The following is a 17,822-nucleotide window of genomic DNA, read 5'->3' as shown; positions in this document are numbered from 1 at the left end:
CCAGTCATTTTCGGTATGTTTTGTGTCATTGAACTAAAAAGGCGATTCCATTGGCGTCATACCAACATAAACGGCTTTTAACTGGGTATAGTGTTCAAGGGTAGCCGTGCCATTTTCACGGCCAATACCAGATTGTTTATAACCACCCACAGGCATTTCGACCGGTGATGCTCCGTATTGATTAATCCAGCAAATACCTGCTTGTAATTGTTGAATAATACGATGTGCACGTTGAATATTTTGAGTAAAGACACCTGCAGCAAGTCCGTAATGTGTTTGGTTAGCTCGCTGAACCACTTCTTTTTCATCTTTAAAGGTAAGAATACTCATCACGGGTCCGAAAATTTCATCTTGCACAATACTCATGTCATCTGTGCACTCAGTAAAGACCGTAGGTGAGATAAAAAAGCCCTGTTCATTACCTGTAGGGTGTAGGCGCTGGCCACCTATAATACATTTAGCACCTTGTTGTTTAGCGTGTTCTATGTAGCCTAGTACTTTATCCATATGATTTGCAGAAATAAGCGCGCCCATATTTGTCTTGGGATTGAGAGGGTCACCTATTTCAATATTGTTGTTGATGCGAGTGAGTAATTTTTCAATAAAGGCATCAACAATGTTTTCATGGACAAAGACGCGTGTACCATTAGTACAGACTTCACCTTGTGTATAAAAATTACCAACCATAGCGCCGCTTACTGCATTATCTAAGTCGGCATCAGGAAATATAATAAGTGGTGATTTTCCACCAAGTTCCATAGTGACTGACTTTAATGATGAGGCGGCATCCGCCATGACGGTTTTGCCCGTATTCACCTCACCAGTAAAAGATATTTTCGCAATAGCGGGGTGATGGGTGAGTTGCTGTCCTACACGGTAATCACCTTGCACTACATTAAAAACACCCGGCGGTAAACCTGCTTCGATAAATATTTCGGCAAGTTTTAATGCGCCTAGTGGTGTTTCTTCTGAAGGTTTAAAAATCATGCTATTACCACAGGCCAATGCAGGTCCTGCTTTCCAACAGGCGATCTGTAATGGATAGTTCCAGGCTCCAATGCCTGCACAGATGCCTAAAGGTTCACGTCGAGTGTAGTAAAAATCGTTTCCTATGGATTGTTGTTGACCTGTTAATGCAGAGGATGCAAGTCCAGCATAGTATTCGATACTATCGGCACCTGTTTGAATATCAACTGTGCTGGCTTCTTGCCAGGGTTTGCCTGTATCAATAACTTCTATTTTAGCCAGCTCATCATTGCGTTGCCGTAAAAGCTGAGCTGCTTTTATCAGTACTCGACTGCGTTCCATTCCCGAGAGGGAAGACCACTTGATAAAGCCTGCTTCTGCTGACTGAACTGCAGCAGTGATCAGAGAATTATCCGCTTGTTCAACTTCATAAATGACATCACCTGTTGCAGGGTTTACCACAGGAAAGGTTTCTCCTGTCGTATTGGATATATATTCGCCATTAATAAATGAACGATATAAAGGCAAGCTCATAAATGTTTAACCTTTAAAATTTACACAAATATGTTTTACGGTTAGTTGTCATTGTTGTATTTATTGATATATGACAGCAAAGTGATAATAAAAAAAGCCGTATAATGGTGGCCTGTTTGTACAAATGGTATACGATACGCTGCTCAGTATGCATTTATCTATTATGCATGTTTCTATAATGAGACCATCATTCTTTGACGGCTCAGCAAATGCTTTTAATAGTGCCGTGGTCGCTATTGTCGGAATGACCTAGCGGTCTGACCTGCAAAGATATAAAGAAAAAGTATAAAGACTATCTCCACGAAAATGCCTTTGCTGTGAGCATATACCACTTTATTTTGACACCTAAAAATGATTCATTATGGGTATATTTTGTAACTAAAAATGCAAAGCTTTTTGTTATTTCTAATCTCTGAGTACTATCTGCTTTTTCAAAATTAAGCTTGTTGCTCTTTAACTTTAACCTTAAACATAAACCTAAAATTATACTTAAACCTGGCATTATTAAAAATAGTTTAGGTAGTTAAAGGTCACCTCTATAAATATACTTTTCCAGTGATAGCTGTATCAGCACTATTCTGATAGCTAAGTCAGTATGTAGAAATAGTTTGAGGCTGTTGCCGCAAATATATAGGTTTAGTCATTATATGTTATTTATATATTGCCCATTTTGCACAGTTTATCCTTTAGTACAGTTTTTCCTTACGTTCAAAAAATACTTTTAAAGAGTGCTTTAGTTAATAGAGAACCCTTTTTAGTAAAAAAGTAATAGTATGCAGTTTAAGACAAAATGTGAAACGTAAGGCCCACTGTTACACGATAGTATAGGCTTTAAATACATGCCAAAAAGTACAGCATGCTTATTAATAAGGGCTAAAACTGTATAGTCGCATTGAGTGCTATATTGCTAATAATTTATTTATACAATAATGGGAGACTGGTTTCCTCTCTGTTTTTTTATCATTTAAGGTCTTGTTCACTTAAAATAATTTAGTTAGTCATAAGATTCTCTTTTTATACTATTGTTTTGAAATCTAAATTTCAACCCTGAAATAAAAATATAACAAACCAGTCATATTCGCTATGATGCGCTCGACTGGCTATAGGGAGGGAGTTTGAGAAGCTTTGAGCTGTAATTAACTATCGAGAGATATGGCTTTTAGGCTTAGCCTGTCATGGCAGTCACGTCATTTGGCGCTGAAGTATTCATCTCTTCCTTAGTCAGCGAGCGAATAATGCGGCATGGGTTGCCTGCAGCTAAAACGCCTTCAGGAATTGACTGTGTGACTACGGCGCCTGCACCAATCACTGAGCCTTGACCAATTTTCATGCCTGGGCACACAATGACACCACCACCTAACCAGACATCATCTTCAATGACAATGGGCTTGCCATAGACTTCCCATTTGCGTCGCTGCTTGGTATTGAGAGGGTGACTTGCAGTATACAGCTGTACATTAGGTGCAATGAGCACATTATTGCCAATTATGACTGATGAGACATCGAGAATGGTTACTTGAAAATTAATGAGTGTATTTTGACCAATAATGATATTACTGCCAAACTCGCAGACAAAAGGTGACCTAATTAAGCTTGTTTCATCAAAAGCAGCAAAGAGCTGTTGGCATATTTTAGTCCGTTGTTCTGTGTCACTATTGGGTGTTTGGTTAAGCTGTGTTAGATAAAATTGGCCTTGATTACGAAGTACTGCAATGCTTTGATCATTTCCATCAAAAACCTCTCCTGCGAGCATTTTCTCTAATTCACACATCGATTTACGTTCCTAAAAGGATTAGGCTTGGCTCGTTTTGCTTTTTAGGATACTGAACCTTTGCTTATAACTTATCGGATGCTGATCTATAACATCCCATTAAAGGTAGACTGCAAGTATCCTCAAGCATTGCTATGCGTCTTCTATTGAAATTAGAAATCGTGTTGTTGACAAATGAAAAGTCAAACTTTATAGATAAATAGAACTAATCTATGATCAAGAAAGCATAAATATATTGAATGAATATTCCACTGGAATCGTGTGAAATGAAGTATTTAGAAGTGATGGGATGGTGGGTATGCATAATCCAGCATTATTAGATTTATTGCATACATTTAAAATGGCGGCTCAGTTTATGAGTTTCACCAAAGCCGGTGAAGCATTACACATGACACAAGCTGCAGTGAGTCACCGAATTAAACGGCTTGAAGAAGAGTTAGGGTTCAAGTTATTTATCCGTTTAACCAGAAAGCTGAAACTTACCAAAGAGGGTGAACAGTTACTGGTGACGCTGACAGACTCATTACTGCGGATTGAAGAAGAGATAGAAGATATTCGTCGTAATGACTTACGTGGACTGCTTTATATTGGCATTTCACCAACATTTGCTCAGTTATGGGTCATGCCTAAACTGGCTCGATTTCAACAGGCATATCCGGCGCTGAGTTTAAGGCTGAGAATTAAAGCAAGTGCCTTAGATTTTCGCTATGAGCCTGTGGATTTGGGAATATACTATGGGCGAAGTGATTATCGTGGAGTGGTGGTGGATACTTTGCTTAGTGAGCAGCTCGTGCCTGTTTGTACGCCTGAGTATGCAGAACGACACCAGCTTTATGATAACCCGGAGAGAATATCCCAATGTCTATTGCTGCATTGTTCTGAGTGTCTGGACCATGCAGATCCTCGGGCAGAATGGCAACAGTGGCAGCAGGGGGTAGGTATACTATCAAGCAAAAGCTGCACAGAATATTTTTTTAACCATTATCATATGACGCTGCAAGCAACGTTACAGCACATGGGGATTGCCATGGGAAGACTTCACCTCGTTGCTGATTATTTAGCCTCTGGGGCATTAGTAACACCTATACAGCAACATGTTCCTGCTGGTTTAGACTATACGTTGATTTATCCCCGTGAGCATGGTGCAAGACCTCGTTACCAAGCCTTTATACGTTGGCTTCATGATGAAATCATGCATCATACTTTTCCTTCAGGTGTTGTATCACCATTGTAAATGTAAAACACCGCTATCTTGATCACGATGTGCGTTTGAATCGCTTGTGAGCGGGAAGCAGGCACATTATTGTATAGCCCAGATAAATCAGTTGTTGTTTTTTCCGGGATATCACTATGTTTCGAGTAATGCTCCCTTTATTTCTCGTTATGGGGACGAGTACATTATCAGGTTGTTTTTGGATGGCGGGTGAGCCTAGAGATTTTCATGATGTGTGTGAAGTACAGTATTGTGAATTGGTTGCATCACAAGCTGTGCAACAGCATAGAGAAAACAAACAAAGTAAAAATAAGCCCAGTGAAAATAAGTTGCCTATGTCAGAACCATTGTCGAATGATGTGACAGAGGTTGATGACGCCCAGCTAAATGATAAAACAGTAAATTTTGGTACCGCAGAATTTGCTTTTCAGTTACCTGCAAGGCCACAAGGTATGCGCTCCGCAAGTGATAGTATGGCGGTGATTAAATACACTGATTATTATGTGGCCTACTATATTTTTGATCTTTATCAAGCGCGTGATTTGCTGGAGTTGGTTTTTACAACGCCTGCCAGTCGTTTACCGGGCATTCTTCCTTATACAAAACGTCAGCTAAGGAAAGGTTATAGCCTAAAAGGATTATTTACGGAATCCGTAACATTATCACGAATGGCTTGGGATGATTGGCTGGTTTTTGTTGCAGAAGGGGATACATCACGTTGGTTATTTATTGCTAATGAAGATGTTGAAAATAAAATGCTAGTGATTCGCGGAAAAAATATGCCAACATCAGTACAGACACTGGTGATGAAGACATTACAATTAGATGAGTAAAAGTAAAAAAACATTACTTAAAGGTTTTCGTATTTCTTTTTTTGTAATTAATTAAATGAAAAATAAATAACATGGACTTAATATGAATCAACCGGATTTCTCATTGCATCATGTGGCATTGACTTGCCGAAACTTAGAAAAACAACAGCAGTTTTATGAGAAATTGGGGTTTAATCTGCAACGGCGTTATTCGGATGCTCATTGTTCAATAATACATATGCTGTTAGGATCTTTTTGTTTAGAGCTTTTTGTCTTTACAGAAAATGCATCTCCCATATTGGAGCCGAAACCATTAGCTCAACATCTTAAACAACCTGGGTGGCAGCATATAGCTTTAAAAGTAAGTGATTTATTGGCCGCTAGGGAATGGTTTATTAATGAGCATGGGTTGATACCTTCGGAAATACAGCAAGGACGAACAGGTATTCAGTATTTTTTTATTCAAGATCCTGAGGAAAACTACGTAGAAATAATACAAGCGTAGTATTAGACCGACGCTTATGTGTTGCACTGCATGAATTAATTTGTTCTTCCCGCAGTAGAAGACCATCCCTGGTCACTACTGCTTACGGTGCTCCCGGCACCTGTTTCACAAACTAATTCAAGCATTGCCATCCCGCATTTTGCTAACTCCAACCAATAACTTCCCACATCTGGCTTATAAAAAACTAACACAAGCTAAAAAACAGTTACATAATGCAACAAAATAAGTATATGGCTCGCTAAAATATGAGACTTGGCCTTATGCATGGCTATACACTGATTCGTAAAATAGCCTCTTCTGGTTATTGGTCTAGGTATTTGAGATGCTATTTGCCCAGTATTATATTGATGGCAAGCCACATGAAGTCATTCAAAAGGGATTTCCTAAGCGAAATGCTTTTAACTACCGCTATTTCTATAACGAAAAAGAGTGCCGTGACTATATTCAAATGGTGTTGAATAAGTCATGGTATGCCAAAGAAAGTCTCTTAAAATTGCCTTTATTGCGTCACTGTGACTCCCTGGAAGCCTTGGAAGACACCTTCGTTAAGCTGGTTATGGAAAAAAAACTGGAGGTTACGCTGGATTGCCCTACGGAAATGCCGGCGATGGTCAGACCCCGCTATAAGCAACCCGAAATTATATTGCCTAAACCACCACCTGTACCCGAACCAGAAGGTGAGCGCCTCGACAATAAAATTGTGGTGGAAGTAGCAGGTGTTGGGCCAGGGGATAGTCAACGTATCAATTTATCAAAAGACAGCGAAGGACGTGATGCCTTACAAGGCCCTCAGCCTCATAATGCTGAGGCTAGCAAACATCGTAGCCTGGTTACGCTGAAAGGTATACCCAGTGAACCAAGGGGGCTTTTTATCTATATACCCATGAAAGGGGAGCCAGCTTTGCGTTTAAGGTTAGTAGAGTCGGCTTCTCCTGTGGAGGAAACGACCGATAAAGCCAGCTGGGAAAATATTATCGTGCCGTTAAAACCATTGGGTTACATCACCGAGGCGATGCGGCGTGACCAGTCTGCGTTGCTTCCGGACGGGGGCTGGGTCTATGTGTTTTGGCGAGGGAAACTTTGGCGTGAACTAAAAGTCGTCAATGGTATGTTTTTCCGTGATGTGCGTGTGGAGTATTTTCGTAATCAACGTCATGGCCGTCTTATCAAGGTGAATGGCGATTTAAGACCAGCATTGGGTATGCAGTTACACAGCATTTGGGTACCTTTTAAGCTCAATGGCGAAGTACAGCAAGGAGCCAATGCGGTTCACTTGTTATACAGTTATGTGCAGTGGAGCTGGGATAAAATCAGTGAGCTGGAAAGTAATACGGCTAAACTGCAAAAGGAAGGCACCTCAATTGATCAAATTATGAGCTATGAAAGTGGTAAACATTTTGATCATCAACAAGGCAATATTGGTCCTATTGTAAGTGCATTAACTCATCAAGTGAAAACTGAAGACGAGCAAAGCTTAAACGAGCAAGAAATACCACGCTTGTCAAAACATCCTAAATTAATTGATCGACAACGCGCTACTAAAATTCCTGTCGTGTATCTAAAAGCCATCGATAAAAGAATTATTCTTCACTTTGAGATGGATTCCCATGCACCTAAATCACGCAATGATCTTTTTACATTAAAAACAACGGATAATAGTTGGCAACATGCGTCTAAACCTACCGTTGAGACCTGTGAGTTTGTGGATGGCACATCAACATCGTGGCTGGAGCTGGTTTTTTATGATGTACCAGAAAGTGGCGAATTTAACTTAATACAAGACCCGCAAGAAAAGGGTAAAAAGCCGTTTTACATCTTTAGGAATATGTCTTATGAGACATTACGGACGCTGAATTATCAAAGCTAAACTATATATACCCAAAAGAAGGGGTATATTTTTGAAAAGAATAGGCTGTAGCATAAACAACACAGTTGGGTTTTGGATTATGAAATTAGCAAGTACTACTAATAAAAAATACATACTTCCACTAATGCTTTTGGGATGTTTAGTGATTAGTGGCTGTAATGAAGATAACAACACTTCATCGATAGCAGCCCAGTCTTCAGCTGATCAGAAAGAAGAGCAAACAGATGAGATGATCATTGACAGTTTGCTGGAAGAGAAAGGGATGACGATTGAAGAAGAAGTATGGCAAGACCCTGAGAGTTATGATCAGCCCAGAATACAGTTTATTTGGACTAACCCACCAACAGAAGCAAGAGTAGAAGATGTTTATAAAAAAACGAGTAAAGAAATTTGGAGTGTCAAAGCAGACTTTACAGATCCTAAGCTACGTGTCCCTAAAGAATTGATTGAGGGAGGTATTTTTGATACTAAACCCTCACCTAATGGCCGTTATGTTGCTTTAGCATTTTTAAAGGATAAGGTTGTTAAAAAAATCTACGATATTAAGACAAAAATAATGATTTCCGTAAGTGAAGGCCCTGTAGTACCAGCATTTGAATGGACGCAAGACAGTAATACACTTTATTTTAATGAAGCTGGAAATATGAAAAAGTTTCATGTGCCTACCCAGAAACTTTCTATTGTAACCAAATATGAAGAACACGGTAATTCATTTATATTAATGGATAACGATACCAAGTTTGTGTTTGCTCGAAATGAAGAAATTATTATCCGTGATGTGGAAACAGGTAAAAAAATTTATCAACAAAGTTATCCTGAAGTTTATCATGATGAGTTAATAAAATATAAAGATGGAAAGGTGTTCGGTTTTGGTATTCAAGGAGATTTTATTATTAAGCATATAGATCACCCTGAGAAAGATTTATTACGTAAAGGGAGACGTCAGACTTATGTTCATGATTTTAGTTTGCAAAGCTATACACGGATTAAAGCTGATTTTGCTAGAGAGTGGGATATACAAAATAATAAAGCAATTAATGATGATATCAAAGCACCTTTATTAAAACATCAAGGTACTCAAGCTAAACCTTATTTTTATAATCATAGAATGTGACGATAAATTTGTGTAAATAATGTTTTTTAGATTGCTCTCTACAGTATTAACTATATAAGCAGTATTATATATGAGCCAAAAAAAGTTAAATGAATGCCGTTTTATTAAAGAGCGCTATTTATTTTCAGCAGAGCTAGATCCGCAAACTAGTGAGATTAAATCTGGTACAGTAAGGCCTATCCCTAATATGTTAATGCTGGCAGAAAGCCCTTTAGTGGGGAAAGAGGATAAAATAGCCTTACTGTCGACAAATGAAGAAGGATTTATTGATCAAGTAAATGGAGACTTTACTTTAGGCTGCCGCATTCGTAATTTCCCTAACGATAATGAAATAAAGTTATATTTCCCCCCTCTGGAAGTGATTGCTCAACTCTATGCGGGTTATGGCTCAGATTTGTTTTTAGAGAAGATTGAAGAACTTATAGGTAAAAAAGAGCTGAATAGCAGTATTAGTGTTAAGGTTAATACTAAAATTGAACAGAAAATGCTTGAGAAACCTGAGGAGTCAAATAAACCTCATGATTATATTTATGAAGGAATTGTGATTCCCCGTATTACCTTAGTAATATTTGCATTTTCAATGAATGATTTATTAGATGGCGCTACCATTGATATTTGGCCGCATAATACACCCTATGAGCAAGCTAACAGAGTGTCGATTATAAGTGAAGGAGGCACGTTACCATTTGCTTTTGCTATCAATAAGAAAAATATAAATAACGAAGGCCTGTTTAATATCCGAGTAACCTATAGTTTAAGTTTGAAAGATAAGATAGAAAAAACTAACTATACTTTTTTTAAAAATGAAGATGGTGAGTACTACTATGAACTCAAAGAACAAATAAAATTCAATGTTAGGCTACCAACCGCGGATATTTGTCTTATCAATGCAGACCCTATCAGCCTTGAAGAAGCTATTATTAAGCAATTCCCAGATGTATTTCGCGATACTATAAAAATAACTCGTGAAATGTCCAGTGGCAACTTAAAAAAGGATGTACGCCCTGGTTTATCTAGCTATATGCATGATATTAGTGTGCGCCATGAATATTCGTCGATTATGCAAGGTTTCATAAAGACAATACATCAGGATCAAAGCAAAGCAACAGCCTATGCCAATAACCCTAACCCTGATCCAAATGAAAAGAAACCGGGCACCAGTTATGCCAGTTACATAGAAAGTGCAGGCCAGCTTTTAGAAAATGTATTAACTGAGCAAGGCCATACAGATGCTGTACTTATCGCACGTCTTGGTTTTGATGGTCAGGAGTTGTGGAAGTCTTGGGGAAAGTTTCAAGAAGCATTAACCAATCAGCAAAAATATATCCGGCGCCAAGAACAAATAGCGGGAGCAATGAATTTTGTTAACAATAGCATCAGTGCCGAACGCAGTGCTAGAGCAATGGACGTTGTGCGCAGTTTGCAGGAAAGGCGTTATATTGAATTTGAAAAACTTAAACAAATTTATAACCTGCCAGAATGGTTTGCACCAGGTAAAAATGCTATAGCAGAAGCGGAAAAGTGGATTAAAGACTTCGAAAGTACATGGCTTAACGGTACGCGTATAGGGATTAACCCCAGGTTTATTCACTTTGGTACAAGGGCACTTGCGGCTTATAACTTGGCAATGGATGCCAAAGGTGTTATCAATAGCTTTCTTGAGGTTAATCAGAAAAGTCAAGCAGCCAAAGACAGTAAAGCTTTTTTTGATGAAACACTAGCACTGTATGAAGAAAAAGTAGGGGAAGCAGCTACAGATGATTTTAAACAGGCTCAACAACAATTAGAAGAAATCAGTAAGCTTACGTCATCGACCTCAAAAGTGATATCCGGATTTAAAGAAGGTCGCTATATTATGCGAGCGGCCATAATTTTTAAATACGATGAAGACTATACGGCAGATTTACCCTTTAATAAAATTAAGGAACTCCTGACCAGACCTGATGCCCTGATTGGGTTAGAGGGCCATGCCAGCCCAGAAGGAACGGATCAATACAATGAAGACCTATCTCGCCGACGTGTATTGCATATTAAGAAGCAATTAGAGCAAAAGGGGATAGCAACCGATAGCATGGCCATTACCTGGCATGGTGAAACACGTCCTGTGCGTAATGAGGATAAGACGGTTAACTTGATAACAAGTCGGCGTGTTGAGTTAATTATTAGTGTGCCTTGTGGTGAGCGGATTTTTCGTCCATCACGAGAAGCGATGTATAACCTGGAGCAAACCCGTCAACAACAGGTGGCTGCTTATTGTGCTTATGAGCAAGCGGTCAGTGATTTTCTGTGGAAGTTATTTGACTCGGCATGTGGAGTCTTAACCATGGTGCCGCAAACAATGTTAATCGCTAATTGTATCTTAATTGTTCGTGAAACCTCAAAAACAATGGTTTCGCTTGCTCAACACTTAGATGACTTTTTGCATGATAATCTTATTAATGAATACATTGCTTACAATAAATTAGAAGGTGATCTGGAAAAGAAATCGAAATACAATCGGATGTTTATTACTAACTATAGCCCACAAAAGGGCGAAGTCGATTATGTAAAATATTTAAATAATCAATATCGAATCCGTGCAGAGGTATTAAATAGTTTAGTTAAACTACTGGTCCGTGTGGCACATGAATATGACTTTACCTTTAGCTTTTTAAAAAATACCCGAGAACTGGATTGGAATCGTTATCAAAGTGGACTGAAAAAGTATCAAATTGATAAATTTATTGAGTTATTTGTATTAAATAAAGAGTGGCCATACCCTAATGATACTTACCAAAATTATCCATTGGATCAGTTTTGGATGGATTATTTAGGGATGGAAGATATTTGGGAAGATAATGTTACGTTAAAAAGTAACCCCTCTCTGTTAATGACACAATTTGAACACTTCAGCAAGCAAAAGCTAAAGAATAGTCATGAGTCACATTCTATCAGCGTTAATGGTATGTTTTTACCTGTAGGACCGGCAAATATTGATAAGAATATGATTCCCGTTAACTTTCAGCGGTGTTTTCCTATTCATAATATGGGCAGTAGCAGTGCAGAAGCTCTAATATCAACCATGGATTTATCCTATGCGGGTTTAGACCATGGTATTTATAAATATACGGCCATTTATATTAAGCCTTGTACCCAAGAGAAAACGGAATGGGAGCGCTTGGATAAATACCTGCAACGGACTGACAATAAGCCTATTTCCCCATTAGATGAAATACGTATTATTATCGTACTACGTAGAGATGAAGAATATAAAACCATCAATACTGATTATTACGACGATGTCGATAAAAATGCTAATCGCACCATTGAGCGGCCATTACCGATTTGTGTCAAACCTATTCGTGTGAACGCTGGTTGGCCTGATAATGAAGGCCCTGCCTATACAGATATTACTCAGAAGTTTGACGAGGGTGAACTGCTAGCAGAGGAGCAGGTGTTTAAAGATCACTATGGGGCTATTTTTTATCCCCGTTTTAAGTTTGGTGAACATAAAATCATTAAAGGCACCAAACCCATGAGCAGCTCAACAGTTTATCTTGCTGACTGGGCAGAATGGAAAACCAATGAGCAGTGTATCACCATGCACTATCAATATGAGGTTAAAGTCGGTCGTGATACACGCAGTACACGGTTAGTAAGGCCTGTCAGTATTGATGGTCAAGATGCCGACTACTATAAATTGATGAAGGATGGTAGTTTACCGTTAATTGATATCTTTAAATACTCACCAGGTGTTGGTTCAACGGTTGGCGTAGTTATTGAAATGTATGAGCGTTTCAAAAAAGATGCGCCTGAAATAACCTTGAATAGTCAATTTATGCTTTCAGTGGATAGTTCGCGAAATAATCCTATCTGGGATCCTGAGGGCGTCCATGTTAAGGACGAACACTTTGAGCATTTACTGTTTGATAAAGAATTTCTTAAGTCCAAAGAACGTGTTTACCAGTACCCTAAGTTATTTAATGGTAATACGATTGGTGCACCTTTGTTACGGGTAAGCAACCAAGGTCCATTCTTTATGTCTGCGAAGTATGCGTATGCTTTAAATGGTACGCCATTTAGCGGTAAAAGAAAGTCAGTAGGACATCACGAAAAGCTTGAAGATTTCAACTGGAAAGATGAGGTTGATATTGGTGTTTTAGTGTTTGCGGATAAGTTGGACACTAAAAAATATAAAGAAATGAAACATCGTTCTGATCTGTTAGCCTATACGGCTAATTTGTCTGAAGAGTCAAATGGTTCAACCTTAGGTCCTGAGATTAAAGGTCAGCTTGTATATGTTGGTGAGGTGGAAATAGAAGCAAAATATGATGTCACAACGGTCGGTTATGGTAATAATGAGCGATATAAGTATGCTATTAATGCAGACCAATCGTCAATTAAATTGTTAAAAATCACGCCACTTGCTCAAAATATTGTGGCAGATGATTTGTATGAAAAACACTATCGCTCACGCGAATTGATAAAAATGTTTTTGACGGATGAAAAGATCCAAAAACAGCAAATGCTAGAAATCATTCGAACGGGTATGACAAAAACGAATTCAGCCGGCTTTCAGCCAAAGCAAACACTCAAATTCCATGTTTATGCAAGTGTAAGTAAGTTAAACTATAAAGCACCTGCTGGGCATAAAGTGAATGGCCTTCGTCCTTTTGGAAATAAAGCAGGTCATACTGGATTTTGGGATTTATTTGGATTACTCGATGAAGATAAAATTGAGCTCGATACCGGGAAAATGCATGACTTTAAGTTCTGGATAAAAAATATGAAAAGTCAGGGTGAATCAGGACTGAGTGATAAGCATTTTAAAGCACCGCAACATGATGATGACGACTGCTTCTTTTATATTCCTGCACCTAAAAAGTGGGCTGATGCCTCGGTAGTGCCTTGGGCTGCTAACGCCAATGATAAGGAAGTACTTAAAGCTGCAGAACAAAAGTACATTGACATCTTACGAGATATGAAGCGTGAAGGTAAAAACTTAAATCTACCTAAGGATAAATTGCCAAAACTACCAACGGATGAACCTGCAGTTAAATGGTATTTTTATACTCAAATTGATAAAAAAGGTCAGCATAACTATAGAAAAATGGCAATTAAAGACTGGGTAGAAAAGCCAGAGAAGAAAGAGGCTCAGGTTTTTAGTGAGTGATTATACCCTTCACGAATCATTTTTATGTGCGCTATCCATAGCACTCACCCTAACGGGCCAGCGAAGCTGTTCTAATGTGTTTCCGACACATTAGTAGGGTTTGTTGTCAGCGCTCTTGACTACCAAGGATGGTGGGAATGCAGTTTATGCTGGAGCACTTAACGGCCACCCCTAAAAACCCTTCGTTTTGGGTATATTTTGTATATAGCTAAGCAACAAACTTTTATTTAAAATTTTTAGTCATTTAATAGGATTGACCATGCACAAGAAAATACTTCAAGGACTAATGGCTTGTCTCATCATGATTGGCTGGATGAGTAATGCACAAGCATTATTGTTACAAGATGATTTTGAGGATGGAGAGCTGGGTGATCGAATGTATGAAGTAGGCTTAGAAGCACCTGCTATTGTACAGTCATTTACTGACCCAGCAGGATAAGTTTACCATGCTGCTTCTGGAGAATATTTTGCAGTGCTTCCCATCGGTGCAGCATTAATTTGGACTGACCTAGAGTGGTCAAAAGGTGATCGGTTAACGTTTCAGTATTTGCTAACTGAAGTCGTTCAAGGAGCACTGTTATTATTCCCTAATTGGCCATATGAAGGAAATTTTGCTGATAGTATGTCTGGCCAAACAGGTGTTTGGCATTCTTTCAGCTACGAATTTACAGGTTCAGAAGATGGTGCGCTGGCTATTCAAAACTTGTTAGGTGGTCATTATGGACATCTATTGTTAGATGCTGTTTCGTATACCAAAGTTACAGCCCCTAATACGCTCATGCTCGGTTTTTTGGGTGTGATAGGTCTTTTATGGCGAAAAAGATCTAATAGCTAATAATCGTGTTTCGAGGAATACCATACTTAATTTGAAGGGTTTTTAGTAGGGCTAGTCTGGTATGTTAAGAGTTTTCAACAGAGACTAACGATATTTCGATGTAGGGCCTGTAAGACAAAGTCTGTATATCGTCCGTCGAACTGTTTGCCGCAAGGAAGCGTCAACCAAGTCTTCAGGAACGAGTTTACGGTGTGTTCGACTGACGTTATGTTGACTTTGGACAATGGTGTATAAACGCAACCTATATGTAATTATCCTGACTGGTTAAGCCTCTTTCTAAAATCAACTTAGCCAGCTTTTGGGCGTATGCTAAGGCGTTAGGCATTGTTAATCCTGCATTTAATGAAGAGATATAAAAAACATTATTGTGGCCTTGAACGGCTTCTAGTTTCAAATAAAAATCTTTAGGGGCTACGTTAATATCAGGATAATAAGGGAAGGCATACTCATAAAGTTGATGAACTTTGCCAAGAGTTAATCCTGGGCTTTTTTCTTCTAAAGTTGCAGCGAGTTGGGGTGTTTCTTTTTGTATAACAGTCTCTGCTTGAGCACCATCAACTATGGGAGAACTCCCCTTTGTCAGTGTTGTACACAAAAATAAACCTTGTGGGCTAGTGTGGAACAGAGCAAAGGGGGTATCTAGTGATTCATACCCAATATTAACGCCAAGCACAGGCCCATAAACATTGTCATTTTCCATTATGCTCTTGGGTAAGTCGCTGGAAGAGAGTGAAATAGCCCAAACCCGGCCATGAGCAGGTTGGATAGTGTTATTAAATAAAGCAACTAATGGGTGATCTTGGGGAAGTAATTTGCGGGTAATATTGGGTGGAGTAGCTATGATAACAACGTCATAGGTGTACTCATTCGAGTGTGCAAGTTTGGGTTGTATATGCCATTTTGTTGTATTTGTATCAAATACGAGTTGCTCAACTGGTTGATTCAAGTGTACTGCCAATGCTTCTTGTGTTACTAGGTCTTCAAACACTCCTTGGAATCCTTGTCCGCCTAAAGACATTGGGTAGGGATTACTTCCTGTCATCAGGTCATCTCGGGCTTTAGAAAATATTGGATCTACTTCCGCAAAGATGTTGGTAGTAGGCTTACAGGCAGCAAATACCCAGAATAAAATTGAAGGAAATGCAATAAAATAAGATAATACACTTGCTGCATCTTGCACAACACTTGTCGAAAATGTCACTGCTGCCATCTTTTGGCGAGCCAGTTCAGCAAATAATGGGATATCACAGCGCTGACAAAAACTATCTAGATCTTCGCCAGGGTTGACAACGCCTGAATGTATTGCTGCTGCAGGGTCCGATCCAAAAGGAATAATTTGTTTGAGTAAGCGAACAATATGGTCAATTTGCTTAATTGTATTCAATGGGTTTTCAAGTAAGAATTTGAATGTGGGTAGTTCTTTTCGTTGAATAAGGTCAAAAAAGGCAACACGTTTCCCTTCAATAAATTGGGCGCTATATCTTTTTAAAAAGTTAAAATATTCTTCATCAGGTTTAATTCCTGCTGTCAGTGAAATACCATCGATTATCTTATTTGAAACGTCGACGGTAGTACCGTCAGATTCTGTTAATGTATCAGTAATACCGCCTACTTTTGATTTTGACTCAAAAATATCAATATTTTGAAAACCTTTTTCTTTGAGTGCAACCGCTGTGAAAAGCCCACTGGCTCCAGCGCCAATAATGGCAATGTTTTTCCTTAAAAGGTTCTTAGTTGACACTAGATGCTTCATGGTATAGTACTCCTTTATGTGTGATTAAATTTCCCTATAACGAACACCTTTAAAAATGCACTATTTTAGCGGTGCCCTAAATCTTTTGTACCAAAGCAAGTCTTTTGTGCTGGTGTTATTGTTATAGCTAAGCTGTTAAGCAGGTAGGGTGAAAATACTTTTCTGAAATAAATATATTCTTTTTATTGGGAATGTATATTTTGTAAGAAAGATGTAGCCTTTTCAATCTACATAAATGACTTGTAACGCCGTTAGGTGGAAAAATAATCTCGGCCCGTAGGGTGATGATGGTAAAAACATTACTCGTTGTTGCTCATTGTTCATTTAGAACCACTAAACTTCTCGCTTCCCGCCTAGATGAGTGTTTTTACCGACATAACAGTGATATTCAAATAGTATTAACAGGCCCTAGCCTAAGCTGTTAAGACTAGCTCCGCTAAAAACAATTTATTTTTGGTATAAACTCGAATTAATATTTTGATGCTGTATTTGACATAAAGTCAGCATCATCTCTCACGTTAGCAATTTCATTCCAAATAGCTTGTTGTTCTTCTCTCGCTATACTGCTTGCTTTTGAAAATGGGATAAAGTAAGACTTAGATTTTATTGGCTTAGAGCTTATTTTTAACTTACCTGAGTAGGTTGGTTGCTTACTTAACATATTAACCACTTCTGGAATGGTTACGACTGACCTTTTATTATTCCTTAATAGCTTCTTGATATTATTTTCATCGCCAGATGCTTTATCATCAACATCCAAGCCTTCTTTTTTAAGGTCTTCAGCAATTGAATAACCGCGAGGAGCTCTAATGGGGGCTGGTAAAGACTGAAGGTTACCATCGAACTCATAATCGTTTGATGCTGATGTAACCACAACATACTCAACTTGCATAACTCGGTGAGAAGATTTGCTTGCTGAAGTCGCATCGTCAGGGTAATACATAAAAGAAGCACGCTCATCATTATATACCCATAGCGTTTGAGAATTAGGTTTAATCTTCTGATTTAACAAGGGAAATTGTATATCCATTGCGACCATGAAAGGATTTTGGCTCACAGAAGAAGAATTAAAGGCGTTGCGCATAGCTCACAGGGCTGAGCGCAATCGTCATGCAGCGTATAAAATCAATGCAGTGATTTTGCTTGGTAGCGGATGGAAGCTAAACCAAGTTAAAGATGCATTACTCATCGATGACGAAACCTTACGTTCTTACGTAGAAAAATATAGATCAGGTGGTGTTAAGAAACTGCTTGAAACAAACTATCATGGCCGCCTCAGTCATCTTAATAAGTCCCAGCG

At 38.7% G+C, this 17,822-nt stretch carries 13 protein-coding genes; 9 read left to right on the top strand and 4 right to left on the bottom strand.

Translation table 11 applies throughout. The annotated features are described in order from the left end of the window. Positions 1–33: 33 nt before the first annotated feature. Both betB and F607_RS27655 read right to left on the bottom strand, forming a co-directional pair. Positions 34–1,500 carry a betaine-aldehyde dehydrogenase gene (gene betB, locus F607_RS0101245; protein WP_027706578.1) on the bottom strand — a complete coding sequence of 489 codons (1,467 nt, stop codon included), beginning with the start codon at positions 1,498–1,500 and terminating at the stop codon, positions 34–36. Positions 1,501–2,665: 1,165 nt separating this feature from the next. Next, positions 2,666–3,271 carry a sugar O-acetyltransferase gene (locus F607_RS27655; protein WP_038289540.1) on the bottom strand — a complete coding sequence of 202 codons (606 nt, stop codon included), beginning with the start codon at positions 3,269–3,271 and terminating at the stop codon, positions 2,666–2,668. A gap of 298 nt (positions 3,272–3,569) precedes the next feature. On the opposite strand from F607_RS27655, the gene F607_RS27650 reads away from it, so the two are divergent. The 8 genes from F607_RS27650 to F607_RS0101195 all read left to right on the top strand — a co-directional run bounded on the left by F607_RS27650 (position 3,570) and on the right by F607_RS0101195 (position 14,769). Beyond that, positions 3,570–4,505, top strand: a complete 936-nt coding sequence (locus F607_RS27650; protein ID WP_051310680.1) for a LysR substrate-binding domain-containing protein — start codon at positions 3,570–3,572, stop codon at positions 4,503–4,505. Positions 4,506–4,621: 116 nt separating this feature from the next. Next, positions 4,622–5,317: a hypothetical protein gene (locus F607_RS0101225; RefSeq protein WP_157365348.1), complete on the top strand. Its 696-nt coding sequence runs from the start codon at positions 4,622–4,624 to the stop codon at positions 5,315–5,317. 82 nt (positions 5,318–5,399) lie between these two features. Then, positions 5,400–5,801 (top strand): VOC family protein, encoded by a 402-nt coding sequence (locus F607_RS0101220; protein WP_027706575.1) that lies wholly within the window; start codon positions 5,400–5,402, stop codon positions 5,799–5,801. 322 nt (positions 5,802–6,123) lie between these two features. Beyond that, positions 6,124–7,668 (top strand): hypothetical protein, encoded by a 1,545-nt coding sequence (locus F607_RS0101215; protein WP_027706574.1) that lies wholly within the window; start codon positions 6,124–6,126, stop codon positions 7,666–7,668. A gap of 79 nt (positions 7,669–7,747) precedes the next feature. After that, positions 7,748–8,782 (top strand): hypothetical protein, encoded by a 1,035-nt coding sequence (locus F607_RS0101210; RefSeq protein ID WP_027706573.1) that lies wholly within the window; start codon positions 7,748–7,750, stop codon positions 8,780–8,782. Positions 8,783–8,852: 70 nt separating this feature from the next. Beyond that, entirely contained in the window at positions 8,853–13,934 is a 5,082-nt protein-coding gene (locus tag F607_RS0101205) for an OmpA family protein (protein WP_027706572.1), read from the top strand. A 259-nt stretch (positions 13,935–14,193) separates the two neighbouring features. Beyond that, positions 14,194–14,373: a hypothetical protein gene (locus F607_RS0101200; protein ID WP_027706571.1), complete on the top strand. Its 180-nt coding sequence runs from the start codon at positions 14,194–14,196 to the stop codon at positions 14,371–14,373. Between the two features lie 33 nt (positions 14,374–14,406). Then, positions 14,407–14,769 carry a hypothetical protein gene (locus tag F607_RS0101195; protein ID WP_027706570.1) on the top strand — a complete coding sequence of 121 codons (363 nt, stop codon included), beginning with the start codon at positions 14,407–14,409 and terminating at the stop codon, positions 14,767–14,769. A gap of 241 nt (positions 14,770–15,010) precedes the next feature. Here F607_RS0101195 and F607_RS0101190 read toward each other — a convergent pair whose 3' ends face one another. Together F607_RS0101190 and F607_RS27645 are read right to left on the bottom strand one after the other, a co-directional pair. Beyond that, positions 15,011–16,522, bottom strand: coding sequence for an FAD-dependent oxidoreductase (locus tag F607_RS0101190; RefSeq protein WP_027706569.1), 1,512 nt, complete (start codon positions 16,520–16,522; stop codon positions 15,011–15,013). Between the two features lie 469 nt (positions 16,523–16,991). Continuing rightward, positions 16,992–17,552: a hypothetical protein gene (locus tag F607_RS27645; protein ID WP_157365347.1), complete on the bottom strand. Its 561-nt coding sequence runs from the start codon at positions 17,550–17,552 to the stop codon at positions 16,992–16,994. A 7-nt stretch (positions 17,553–17,559) separates the two neighbouring features. Between F607_RS27645 and F607_RS27640 the strand changes: the two genes are divergently transcribed. Then, positions 17,560–17,822, top strand: a 263-nt coding sequence (locus F607_RS27640; RefSeq protein WP_038289536.1) for a COG3415 family protein, incomplete at its 3' end; no start/stop codon positions are given.

This window comes from Zooshikella ganghwensis DSM 15267 (assembly GCF_000428585.1).
Taxonomy (GTDB): Bacteria; Pseudomonadota; Gammaproteobacteria; order Pseudomonadales; family Zooshikellaceae; genus Zooshikella; species Zooshikella ganghwensis.
This window is presented reverse-complemented; position numbering and strand designations above follow the sequence as displayed.